This is a genomic window from Tautonia rosea (genome assembly GCF_012958305.1).
Taxonomy (GTDB): Bacteria; Planctomycetota; Planctomycetia; order Isosphaerales; family Isosphaeraceae; genus Tautonia; species Tautonia rosea.
Genome location: NZ_JABBYO010000016.1, coordinates 23,711 through 35,996 on the forward strand (window position 1 = coordinate 23,711; position 12,286 = coordinate 35,996).

7 protein-coding genes are annotated in these 12,286 nt (G+C 59.8%); 1 reads left to right on the plus strand and 6 read right to left on the minus strand.

The genetic code is table 11. From position 1 onward, the window contains the following. Nucleotides 1-5: 5 nt before the first annotated feature. The 5 genes from greA to HG800_RS28300 all read right to left on the minus strand — a co-directional run bounded on the left by greA (nt 6) and on the right by HG800_RS28300 (nt 7,602). A complete protein-coding gene (greA, locus tag HG800_RS22305) occupies nt 6-491 on the minus strand; it encodes a transcription elongation factor GreA (protein WP_169979705.1) in 486 nt (161 codons plus the stop codon). 272 nt (nt 492-763) lie between these two features. Beyond that, nucleotides 764-2,047 carry an ABC transporter permease gene (locus HG800_RS22310; protein WP_169979707.1) on the minus strand — a complete coding sequence of 428 codons (1,284 nt, stop codon included), beginning with the start codon at nt 2,045-2,047 and terminating at the stop codon, nt 764-766. 29 nt (nt 2,048-2,076) lie between these two features. Beyond that, nucleotides 2,077-2,895: an ABC transporter ATP-binding protein gene (locus tag HG800_RS22315; protein ID WP_169979865.1), complete on the minus strand. Its 819-nt coding sequence runs from the start codon at nt 2,893-2,895 to the stop codon at nt 2,077-2,079. A gap of 23 nt (nt 2,896-2,918) precedes the next feature. Next, complete coding sequence (locus tag HG800_RS27660) at nt 2,919-4,709, minus strand: efflux RND transporter periplasmic adaptor subunit (RefSeq protein WP_315852093.1); 1,791 nt, start codon at nt 4,707-4,709, stop codon at nt 2,919-2,921. A 28-nt stretch (nt 4,710-4,737) separates the two neighbouring features. Next, nucleotides 4,738-7,602: a TolC family protein gene (locus HG800_RS28300; RefSeq protein WP_169979709.1), complete on the minus strand. Its 2,865-nt coding sequence runs from the start codon at nt 7,600-7,602 to the stop codon at nt 4,738-4,740. A gap of 452 nt (nt 7,603-8,054) precedes the next feature. Between HG800_RS28300 and HG800_RS22325 the strand changes: the two genes are divergently transcribed. After that, nucleotides 8,055-10,472, plus strand: a complete 2,418-nt coding sequence (locus tag HG800_RS22325) for an integrin alpha (protein ID WP_169979711.1) — start codon at nt 8,055-8,057, stop codon at nt 10,470-10,472. 122 nt (nt 10,473-10,594) lie between these two features. On the opposite strand, the gene HG800_RS22330 is transcribed toward HG800_RS22325, so the two are convergent. Further along, complete coding sequence (locus tag HG800_RS22330; RefSeq protein ID WP_169979713.1) at nt 10,595-12,274, minus strand: alpha-keto acid decarboxylase family protein; 1,680 nt, start codon at nt 12,272-12,274, stop codon at nt 10,595-10,597. Between the last annotated feature and the right edge of the window lie 12 nt (nt 12,275-12,286).

Below are 12,286 nucleotides of genomic sequence, written 5' to 3' on the forward strand. Positions count from 1 at the left end.
TGTACTCAGTCCTCGGCAATTGCAATCTCAAGAACCTTGAACTTGATGGTCCCCTGGGGGACCTGAATCTCGGCCACTTCACCGACCTTCTTTCCGATCAGGCCTTCGCCGATGGGGCTGCTGGTCAAGATGCGGTTGCGGTCGTAATCTTCATCGCCAGGGCCGACGAGGGTGAACTCTTCCTCGTCGTCAAGGTCGAGGTCGATCACCTTCACCTTGGAACCGAAGACAACCCGGTCGGTCGGCAGATTGCTCCGATCGACGATGTAGGCTCTCCCCAGTTGGTCTTCGAGCAAGGAGATTTTGGCCTGAAGCTCACCCTGCTTTTCCCGGGCCGCATGATATTCGGCGTTTTCGGACAGGTCCCCAAAAGCCCGGGCTTCGGCCACCTGCTCGGTAATTTTAGACATCTCAACATTCTTGAGATGATCGAGCTCGGCCTTCTTCTTCTCGTACCCTTCTTTCGAGATGGGGATGCGGTCCGTGGACATGCCGCGAATCTCCTGGTGCGATGCGATCCCGTCAAGCACGAGGAACGGGAACGTCAGCGAAGACGAATCGAAGCGGCCTCTGCCGCCGTAAAAAAACGAGCCCAATGAGCGACGGCTCAGGGGCTCAGGAAGCATTGAAATGCAAAAGACCGCGACCCGGACCAGAGGCCCGGGACGCGGCTCAGGGCAAATCATTTCTCAAAACAGACTAGTCCTTGGTCGTTCTCAACGCAAGGCCAAGCCGTCCTGAGACCTCGACCACGATGGGCCGCTTATTCATGCCGGAGGGCCTCGATCGGGTCCATCTTGGCCGCTCGATTGGCGGGGTACAGGCCGGCAACGATGCCGACAAGCACCGAGACACCAAACGAGAGCATCACGGAGCTGGGAGTTACGACCGCCTTGATCTCGGAGAACTGGGTGATCAGCGGGGGGACAAAGACACCAATGGCGACTCCAATGAGGCCACCAATTCCCGAGAGCACCACCGTCTCGATGAGAAACTGCTGCGTGATGTCACGGCGCTTGGCTCCCAAGGCGCGACGAATCCCGATCTCCCGGGTCCGCTCGGTCACGGTGGCGAGCATGATGTTCATGATGCCGATACCGCCAACGATCAGCGAGATCGCAGCAATCGAGCCGAGCACAAGGCTGAAGATCGCTGCCTGCCGTTTGGCCTGCTCGAGGAGTTCGTACGGGACGACCATGTCGACGTCCTTCTTATCCTCGTGGAACGGCTGAACCGCCGCCTCGATGACGGGAGCGGTCATCGGAACCTCATCGATTTCCTTGACCTGAAGCGTGATCTGAGACAGCTGTGTCTCCTCAGCCTCCTGAGAACCGGCTCGGCTCGAAAGAATTCGCTCACCGAAGCGGGCTCGGCAGGTGTTCAGCGGAATATAGACGTCCTTGTCGTACTCCTGAGCGGCCATACTCCCGCCGATCGCTGCGGTCGAACCTCGAGGTTTGGTCACACCGACGACCGTGTAGTAGTCGGAACCGATCTTGATCGACTGTCGAAGCGGATTCTCGAAGGGAAAGAGGGTTCGAGCCGTTTCGGCCGCGAGCACGCAGTAATTTTCATAGTGCTCGTTATCTGAAGGGAGAAGGAACCGACCACGCTCAATCTGAAGGCGATTGAATTCCTGATAGTCGTGCGTCGTGCCAACGACCCGAGCTTCCATCGCGTTGTTCGAGCGCCGCACTTCTCGCTTGATTTCTCGGATCGGCAATGCCTTGGTGATCGTGGGAACGGTGGCAAGGATCCGATCGAAATCATCGTATTTCAGGCCGTAGTTCAAGACCCGAGACGGACGCCCCCCCGACTTCTGGCTCTGGGCATCCTGGCTTGGCTTGACCGATCGGTAAATGATATTTGTTGCACCGAGTTGCGCGATTTGCTCCTGGGCGTCTCGAGCAGCCCCTTCACCGACAGCCAGCATCATGATGACGGCGGCCACACCAAAGACGACCCCAAGGATCGTCAACGACGATCGGAGTTTGTGCAGGAGGAGGCTTTTTACCCCCAAATTCACGCTTCGCCAGACGCGTCCCATCGGTCGGTTCTCTCAGCTCGGGGGATCGATCAGACAGGGGCGAGTTGCGAACCCGGCAAACCGGTGCCGAGTCCGAGGCCGACGACCTCTGGCGGCGCGTCTTTCATCCGGTCGCTCGGGGCGTCAGAAATGATCTGACCATCCCTCATCCGGATAACGCGTCGGGCATGCTCGGCGATGTCGTCTTCGTGAGTAACCATGATGATGGTCTTTCCGGCCTGATTGAGCCGTTCAAGCATCGCCATGATCTCATCGCTGGTCGCGCTGTCCAGGTTCCCGGTCGCCTCGTCTGCAAGAATGATATACGGATCATTAATCAGGGAACGGGCGATGGCCACACGCTGCTGCTGACCACCGGAAAGCTGATTCGGTCGGTGGTCCATTCGGGAACCCAGACCAACCATTTCGGCCAGTTCCAGGGTCCGATCCTCGTCTTCCTGAGTCAGCTTCCCTGACCCCTGGTACGTCAGCGGTAGCTGAATATTTTCATGCACAGTGTACTGCTGAATGAGATTGTACGCCTGAAAGATGAAGCCGATAAATCGACTCCGGACTTCCGAAAGGTCGTCGTCGCTGAGGTTCGCAACGTCCTGATTACCGAGCAGATACTGACCACTCGTTGGGCGGTCGAGGCAGCCAAGCAGGTTGAGCATCGTGCTTTTCCCAGAGCCCGACGCTCCCATGATGGCCACGTACTCGCCCGGGTAAAAGTCGACTGAAACGCCTCGGAGCGCATGAACGATGATTGCCTCCTGGCGACTGGAGGCTTTCCCCATGACGTACTGCTTGCGAATGTCCCGAAGCCGGACGATCGGCTGGACTCGGGATGAGTCCAGCTGATCGCCCATGAGTGGGAAGTTTTGCATCTGGGTCACTGTTGCGGCCCTCCACCCCCTGGACCGCCACCGCCACCAGGACGTCCTCCACCACCGAAGCCGCCACCCCCGCCGAAGCCGCCACCGCCACCGGCTCCCATGCTCTGACGCATCTGATCCATTTGCTGAATCTCGGCGTCGGTAAAGCCGGCTTTTTTCATGATGGCCTTACGCTCATCGTCGGAGGCATCGCGGAGTTTCTGACGATCTTCAGGGCTAATGTTCTGGAACTTCTGGAACATCGCCGGATTGGGCCGACCGCCCCCCGCACCAGGGGCCCCACCCTCAGCCTTGGCCGCTTCACGAGCCGAGGGCTGTTCGCTGGCGGTTTTGGCCGAAGCAGCCTCCTCGTCACTCCAGTTGCCGAGTTCCTCAGAGCCCTTACGTTCGCCACCAGCGCCGAAGGCGTCACGATTCTCAGCTTCGGTCATGATTGCCCGAGGGTTCAGGGCGACGCGCTCGCCTTCTTCAAGCCCTTCGGTAATCTCGACGTACTTGGTGTTGGTCATCCCGACCTTCACCACCCGATTGTCCCATTTCCCATCACCCTGATAGACCCAGACGTGATGAGCACCGCCGTATTCAATGATCGCCTGGACAGGAACGCTCAGGACATCCTCCAGGCGGGCGATGAGGATCGTCACCTCGGCGGTCATGCCGGGGCGAAGCCCTTCATTCGTATTGTTGATTTTGACGAGAGTCGTGTAGACCTTCACATCGGAGCTGAAGAAGCTCGTCGGGTCGGGAAGCGGCTTGACCTCCATAACAGAGCCGACCAACTCGTTATTCGGGAAGGCATCGACTCGGATCCGGGAACTCATGCCTGGCTTGACCTTATCGATCATCGACTCATGAACCTTGGTGTTCACCTGCATGTTGTCGATGTCCGGCAGCTTGAAGATGGTCTGCCGCTCTCGGACGGTCGCGCCTTCCATGATCGAGGGCCCGTCCTGGCTGCCCCAGCGGCCTTCTTCCTGGTGATAGACAACAATCCCGTTGCCAGGAGCGTAAATCTTGCACTTCTCGATCATCCGGCGGAGACGCTCTTCCTTCTCCTTCTCCAGCTCGAAGGTCGATTGCTTGGCCAGTTCGTCGGCCCGAGCCTTTTCGACGTCACCTTCGAGTGATTTGATCTGCTTCTCGAAGGTGTATTCCTTGAGCACCTCAAGACGCTTCTCAGCCTGGTCCAGATTGAACTCGGCTCGCTGCAAGTCGTACTTGTCGCTCAGGTTCTGGGCCTGACTGATGTAACCAAGCTTCAGCATGTCTTCCGACCAGTTGAGCCGGTCCTTCGAGCGTTCCAATTCTGACTGAGCGAGCTTGATCTCGCCCATGATGGTTTTTTCTTCTTGCGGGTAAACGCCCTCAATGTATTCACGAACATTGATCTCGGCGACCTCTCGAGTCTTGATGGCATTCTGGTAATCAGCCTGGGCTCGCTCTGTAGCGATCTGCTGATTGGCCAGGTTGTCCTTCAAGGCGGCCGAGTCGAGCTCGCAGACGAGTTGATCCTTCACGACCCGAGTTCCCTCGGGGAGGATCATGATGATGGTTGTCTGCCCCTCGACCTCGCTCTTGGATTCGAGGTTGTTGGTACTCTCCAGATTCCCTCTTTCGCGAACGGTGACGACCAAGGGGCCTTTTTTCGACTCGTAGGTCAGGACCGTCGGTGCCGCCGGAGCAAGCCACTTCGAGAGGCCGGGCAAGGTCGACAGCGTGGAGCCGCCGACCTCATCCGTCGATGTGAGTGCGAAATAGCCTCCGGTACCGACCACGGCCGCGGCCATGGTCAGCACCGCAAGGCGTCGGCCGAGCTTAGAACCCGAACCCCGCTTCTTCGGCGCCGGCACCCGGCTGGCCGAAGACGGCGGCTGGTTCGAGTTCTGGAGCGGGGGCAGGTCGTGCTCCGGCGCCGAGGCCGGCGGCTGAGGGGCTTGCTGAAGGGAAAAGTTCATAGAATGCCTCCCACTCCTCGTAGGGCATGATGCCGAGATCGCGATAAAGATTCAGGCGAGTCGTCTGGAACTGGACCCAGCGTTGAATCAAGCCGTTCTGGGCCGAGTTCACGCTGTTCAGTCCTCGAAGCAAGGTCAGCACGAGTTGGCTACCTGCAGAAGAACCACCTCCGCTACGAGGCGGCTCAAGGAAGCGCTGGAACGACTGGTCCAGCGTAACAAGAGCGACAACGTATTGCGTCTTGCTAATTTCGTATTGCTGATATTGTAGCTGGAGATTGCGGATGGTCTGACGGAGCGAGTTCTTCAAAGAGTCCTCAATCTGCATCAGACCACGACGAGCTCGCTGGTAGGCAATTTGTGCGGAGAGGAACTGATTCCGTTCGGCGACTCGAATCAAGGGCAGCTCGGCCTGCAAGGTGAGGGAGAACTGCTTGCTCTGCTGATCGAATCCAAACGGATTGTTCGTTGTTGGCGGGGTAATGAACTGGTTGGACAGTGTCGTGTTGAAGACACCGAGCAACTGGTTGGCCGTCACGGCCAACTGTCGCCATGCATCATAAAGCTGTGCCCGGGCATTCATCAAGTCGAGTCGGTTTTCCAGGGCAACACGTTGTGCCGATTGAAGCAGATCTTCCAGCCGCTCGTTGGCGAGAACGAAGATTTCCCGTTCCTGAGCAATCAAGCGGTTGATCTCCTCGCGATCTTTCACGTCGAGCGCGGGGTTGAGCAAGGCAATTTCGCGCTCGGTCGCTTCGAGATCACGACGCAATTCGTCTTGTTGCTCCGGACCGAGGAGCCCCTGACGCATGGCGTCGAGCAAGAGCGTTCGCTTCTGTTCTGCGGTGGCTCGGGCGAGTTGACGATCGGCAACCCGTTGCTGAATGGGTCGACGCTGGCGAGCAATTTCGGCTGCCTGTCGATACAAAGCGATGACAGGACGACCGTCGATGACCACGTCTTCCAGTGGCGGCAGCTTTTCGACAAGTTCTTCGAGCAAGGGACGAGGTTTCGTCTCCAGGCCATCAATCTCATCGAAGACCTGCCGAAAGCCCTGGAGGAGGTTTGTATCAGGCAGAATCGGGAGGTCTGGAGGCAGGCCAAGCTGCTGCTTGAAGTTGTCGAGCTGGTTCCGATAGGTCACGCTCGACTGCAGCAGACTCAGCCGCTGGCTCTGCAAGTCGATCTCGACATTCACAAGGTCAAGCGGGGCAACAGTCGAAGCGGCACCTCGGGAAAGTTCCTGGAAAACCTCAAGCACCCGCTCGTATGCCGCAACGTTCTTCGTATTGTTCTCGACTGCCTGGAGCACCCCCAGCACGGTCAGGTAGCCTGTCAGCGGGTCACCACCGCCACCGCCTGAGAGTCCGCCACCGGCCAGTACGCTGACAAAGAACTCCTGACGGAATCGGCCGAAGTCTCGAATTGCGTAGAGCAGGTTTCGCTCGGCCTGCGTCAAGGGTTCCAGCGCGAAGGCCCGACCACCACCCCGCAGGAACCGGATAACGATGTTCAACGGGAGGAACGATTGCGAGGTCGTCGAAACTGCATTCGGACCTCCGAAATTGATCACCGTCTGGTTGGCGAAGTTCCCTGTCACCGAGGTGCCGAACGAAAGCAGTTTGCCGAAGCCCGCCAACGTGCCGACATTTAACAGCGAGGCCGGGGTGCCGGTTTCCTGCGTCCGGTAGAGGTACGAGTTTCCAGGGTTCGGGCCAGTGAATCCGCCGAAGGTCGGACCGCCTGGAGAGGCTCCGGCGGCAAACTGCGGCATGAACTGGAACCGCTGAAGCGTCACGGCGAGACCCTGAAGGTAAAGATTCTCCAACTGAAATTGATAGGCACGACTGTTCTGAAGGGCCAGGGTCAAAATTTTACGACCATCGACAATGTACGGTTCCACGTCCTCGCCGTAGCCGTACGCCGCCGCTTCGTCAAAGACGATTGCCTCTGGCTTGAGGATGTCGATCAGGTCGCGTCCCGTATCGGGAGGCACATCGACAATCCCCGAAACTTCCTCCGGGGTGAGGCCCGGACCGAACGGATCCCGGGGATCGATGTCGCTCCCTGGACGCAGCGGATCAGGAATCTGCAAGGCAACAGCCTGCACGGCGTCATCCTGCCTTGGCTGAAGGGAAAGGTCGTCCGGTAAAGGGGTTGCGTCGATGGACGGGCGGCGTGGGTCAGGAGGAGCGAATTCTTCTAGCTCTCCATCAGGAATAGGCGACATCCTGGGGTCGCTCGGCCCTTCATTCGGGTCGAGAGGGAAGGGGGAAGGAGATTCGGGCGGCGGAGGGGCTTCCTCGCGGACCGTAGGCCCGGTGTCGATGGTGACATCGACGAGGCGTCTTGGGCCTTCCTCGCGGCGCCACTGCTCCAACAGGTCGAGGTACCCGGTCCCCTCGGCCGGGGAAATCAGGCGGTGTCGGGGCATCTGTGGCTGTGGCGAAAGTTCTTGTGCTGCATAGTCATCGGGCGGGGCAGGGGGGCGATCAGGATCGTACGGATCGGCGAATCGAGACATGGCCGGTGGGGTAATGGTGAACAGATCAACCCGAAATCTCGGGTCTCGGCTCTTTTCGAAAATCGCCTCGGTCACATCCTGGTCCGCCCAGTTGCGGAAGAATTCCCGAGTGCAACCCGTCGAGGCCGCCAACGCCGCGATGACCATCGCGAGCCGAGCGCTCCAGCCTCCGGTCGTCCTCCGCGTCTTGGACGTGTTCACGATCCTGATCCTCCGCGCTCTGAAAGCCCTGGCAAGCCTCGCGGTCCAACCCTTCGCCGGACCTGGAAGCCTCCTCGACTCGAAATCCGAGAGGGGTCCCGATGGACCAACCCTCCGACTCCTTGGTCGTATCTCGATTTTGGGTATCGGTTGCTCCGGTTGTTCGGGATGAGCCGATTACGACAGCCGAAGTCTGCTCGGCCCTCATCGGGCCGTTCAGCAGCCAGCGGGCCGGGGCCGAAAAACCATTCCAGAATCAAAGGACCGCGCGGGGCCATTGCGCCGGCTTGGCGGGATTGAATCGTTGCCTGCTCTCGGGGAGTTTTCCCTCGGAGACGAACGAATCAGTAGGTCCGCGGCGCGTGTTGGTCCCGGTCGGTGCCTTGCTTGCCGCCGCCTGGGGCCGTGGCATGGACGCGATCGGTCTTGGAGGTTGAGGAAGGAGTCTCCAGATGCCTTTCGGCTTGCCCAGTAGCCGCCCACCGGCATGGCGCCGACGTCGGCACCGCGCTCAGATCGGCGGCCCGTTGTCTCTCGAACGACGTGACCTGCTCACCGTGATCAGCTTGATCAACGGTGTTCAGGCCGGACCAGATGCCCTGAGCATCGATGGTTTCCCTACTGCGCCGCCCCCTCCCCGTGTCGTTCCACCGACGGCGCTCGGCATTCAATTCACCTCGACGACCAACCAGACCCGTGCCGGGTACAGTGTGGCGGTCGCCGGTGACGTCAATGGAGACGGGTTTGACGATTTCCTCGTCACCCGTCAGTTGACCAGCCTCTTGAGCGATCCCGAAACGGAACGAATCAGCGGCATCGTCTCACTCGTCTTGGGGTCCCGAGCCGCTGACCCCACGGTCTCGCCAACGAACTTTCTGTCACTCATCAATGCCCGAGGCAATGACGGCGTCAATCCGCCCATCTTGCCGGTCAACGAACGCGTCGCGGATCTGGCTCAACTTGGCAACCCCATCCAGAGCTCTCCCGCAACCGGGGGACCGACCTTCCCCTTCGATGGTCTGACCTTTACCACGAGTCTGACCTCGAACGACGACTTCGGCTTCGCCGTTTCGGGACTGGGAGACGTCAATGGCGATGGTCTGGCTGACTTCGCCATCTCAGCCCCCGGTGCCAATGCCGACTCGGGTCGGGTCTACGTGGTTTATGGCTCTCGTCAGTTCGATCAGATCCCCGACGGCCTGGATACGGTCGACTTCGATCGACCAGCCGATATCAATGCGGCCGTTCGTTTCACTGTCATCGAGAACAACCAGTTCCCCGGCGCCCGCTTTGGTGCCTCGGTAGCTGGTGTTGGCGATGTGATCAACAACACCTTCGCTGATTTCGCCGTGGGTGCCCCTCGGGCTGACGTCGGAGTCGGATTGGTCGATAACGGTGCGGTTTATCTGTTCAATGGTCAAACCTTCCGGACCGCGAATCCTCCGGCCGTGGTCAACCTGGCCGGGTTTGGCTCGGTCGGGAATAATCGAGGGATCCTCTTCGCAGGTGCCGCAACCGGTAGCCGGGCTGGTTTCTCGGTGGGTCGGGGTGGCAACTTCGACGGCAACCCGGGTGGCGAGTTGCTGATTGGAGCCCCGTCTTCGCCTGGATCACTTGATCTCAATGAAGGTCGAGCCTATGTGATCTACGGTGCCTCGAACCTGTTGAGTCAGTTCATTACAAACGGGGTGGCGCCGACCGTCTCGCTTGGTGCCTTGAATCTGACCGTCAATAGCACGACGGTCGAAGGTGTCTCCTTCGCCGGCGAGGCCCCTGGCGATCTGACCGGCTTCTCCGTCGCGGGCGTGGGCAATTATGACGGCACCGCTCCCGATGATATCCTGATCGGCTCTCCTGGGTTCGGTCCGGATACGGGACGAGCGAGTCTGGTGATGGGAGGACCTCGCCCAGCTCTGGCGAACCGCAACCTCCCGCTCACCGGTCTGAATCCGGCAGTCTTTGTTTCGAGCAACTTTGTCGGCATCAATCCTGGCGATGGGACCGGATTCTCGGTGGCCGGCGTCCGCTCGCTCAATGACGACAACCTTTCCGAAATCCTGATTGGCGCTCCTGGATTTGGGAATGATGCCGGTGCAGCGTATCTCGTTGCCGGCACCTCTCAGGCCTTGCCTGCGAACGTTAGTCTAGTGAGTGTTGCCGCAGGGGCAGCGGGATTGCCTCCCGGCATTCAGTTGACCCTGCCTCGGGGTGAGGGGCGTCTGGGGTGGTCCGTTTCCGGGGTGTCTCCCTTCAGCACGAGGAACGCAACGGTCGACTCTGACCGACGGGGCGACTTCTTGATTGGAGCTCCGCTTGATGCTCCGCCGTTCCCCGGATTCGGGAGCGCGTTCCTGCTCCAAGGGGCTTTTGTTCCACTCGCCACCCCAGCGCCCGGTCCTGGCCCTGGCCCTGGACCTGGACCCGGACCCGGACCGATCCCCGGTCCGATTCTTCCGACCGTCCGGTTCGAGTTCCCGGGGGTCAATGCCGCTGCTCCGCAATACGGCGAAGCCTTGGTGCCGACTCCCGAGACCCTCTCGGCGGGACTCTCCTTCTATCGCCCGCTGCCATTCGGACCGGCGACCTTCCGTCAGTTCTACGCTCGGCCGGGCTTCGCTCAGCGGTTCACGAACTACTTCCACCCGGAATCGGCCGTCAATCGCCCGGTCTCCTCGCCGTACAGTAACCGGCCCGATGGGATCTTCACGCTCCCCAGAAACGTCTTCACTCGGGGACGATTCAAGGTCGGTGAGATCCCCGGACCGATCAACCACGGCGTGCGAACGATCCCGCTTCAGCAATTCCGATCCGCAACCCCGGGACTCATTCCAAACCGGGCGATCCACCTGAACCGAGGCGGGCTCCGCTAAGTCGCAATTCGAAGGTCGTTCGCATTCGCGACACGGCCGTCCCATGCTCCAGCCTGGAGCATGGGACGGCCGTCAGTCATTTGAGGTCGCAGGGCAAGTTACGTCCCGAACGACAGGTTCGCTCAGATCTTCCCCGCGAGCCGTTCGGCAAGCCGCTCCAGGGCTGGGCTTCTATCCATTGCATCGAGATGCACATTGATCAGCGTGTAACTCTCCGTATTTTCCCACGCCTGTGTCAGGGCGACGTCGAGTTCGTCCTCAGTTCGAGCCTCCAGGCCAAGTCCCGCCCCGAGCAATTCGGGAACTCGATGGTACGACCAATTCAAGATGTCGTTGAACGGTCCATCGAGGATAAACCGTTCAGTCGTGTAACCCTTGTTGTTGAGCACCACGACGATGGGCGCCAGACGATTGCGGACCACCGTTGAAAGCTCCATCCCGGTCATCTGGAACGCCCCGTCTCCCACGATGACCAGTGGACGCAAGGCCCGGTTGGCTAGCCCAGCTCCGACCGAGGCCGGGACCGCGAATCCCATCGACGTGTAATACGCCGGACTGAGAAACTCCGTGCTCCGACTGATGCGGAGCTCTGCCGAGCCGAACAGTGAATCGCCAATGTCGGCGATCACCATCACATTCTCATCCATCAGATGATTGAGTCGGGTAAAAAGTCGAGCCGAGGTCATCGGTACTCCCGGCTGCGCCGACCAGGGCGCAATCGGCAATGGCCGAGACGGGGGAGCAGGCACATTCAGGGAGAGTCCCCGTGCTCGCAATCCCCTCAGAAAGTCATCGAGCCGAACATCCCGGTAATGATGATGGCGAATTCGCAGATCCTCACTCGTTGCATCGATGCATCGAGACGGGTCCAGCTTGGCCGTGAAGATCCCTAGATTGATGTCCGTGAGGAAGCATCCGAGCATCAGTAGGCAGTCTGACGCCTCCACATATTCCGTGACGGCCGCTCTGCCCATCGCCCCTTCGTAGATTCCGGCAAAGAGCGGATGCTCTTCGCTGATGACACTCTTCCCGAGCAAGGTGGTCGCGATCGGCAATCCCGTTTCCTCAGCCAGTGCAATCAACTCGCGTTGGAGTCCAAATCGGTGAATCTCGACGTCGGCGAGGATCATCGGCCGCTTGGCCCGTCCGAGCATCGCCTCGGTTTCGTCGAGCGCCTCGCGAAGGGCATCGGGATCGCTCGGAGGCAATGGCCCCGGAATAGTATGCGGATAGACCTGCTCGACGTGCAGCATGTCGCGCGGCACTTCGAGATAGACCGGCCGCTTGTACCGCAAGGCCGCCGCGAGTACCCGGTCAATTTCCGAAAAGGCCGTCAACGGATCATCGAGCACTGTTGCAGCAGCCGTAAATTGCTTGAACACCTGATACTGCGTATCAAACTCCTTGACCTTATGGTGCAACAGCGGATTCCGCTCCCGCTCCGAGAGACCTGGCGATCCCGTCAACACGACCACCGGCGACTTCTCGGCATAGGCCCCGGCAATGCTGTTGCACGCGCTCAGGCCTCCAACGCAATAGGTCACGGCCATGCAGCCAAGGCCTCGGACCCGAGCATAGGCATCGGCCGCGAATCCAGCGGCGTCCTCCCGCGTCATGCCGACGACCTCGATCGGACTATCGTCGAGCATCTTGTACAGGTTGAGGATGTAATCCCCTGGAATGCCGAACAGATGTTCGACTCCATGCGACTGCAACCGATCGATTAGGTAGCGGCCGACCGTCGTCGGCTGACTCGACGCGTGCAATCCGTCTCGAGACGGTGCGGCGATGTTGCTAGCCATGGTCGTTCCCTC

Coding starts and splice junctions, on each gene's coding strand:
- HG800_RS22310 (WP_169979707.1), bottom strand. CDS start 2,047: ATGGGACGCGTCTGGCGAAGCGTGAATTTGGGGGTAAAAAGCCTCCTC.
- HG800_RS22325 (WP_169979711.1), top strand. CDS start 8,055: ATGCCTTTCGGCTTGCCCAGTAGCCGCCCACCGGCATGGCGCCGACGT.
- HG800_RS22330 (WP_169979713.1), bottom strand. CDS start 12,274: ATGGCTAGCAACATCGCCGCACCGTCTCGAGACGGATTGCACGCGTCG.
- greA (WP_169979705.1), bottom strand. CDS start 491: ATGTCCACGGACCGCATCCCCATCTCGAAAGAAGGGTACGAGAAGAAG.
- HG800_RS22315 (WP_169979865.1), bottom strand. CDS start 2,895: ATGGGCGATCAGCTGGACTCATCCCGAGTCCAGCCGATCGTCCGGCTT.
- HG800_RS27660 (WP_315852093.1), bottom strand. CDS start 4,709: ATGGCCGCGGCCGTGGTCGGTACCGGAGGCTATTTCGCACTCACATCG.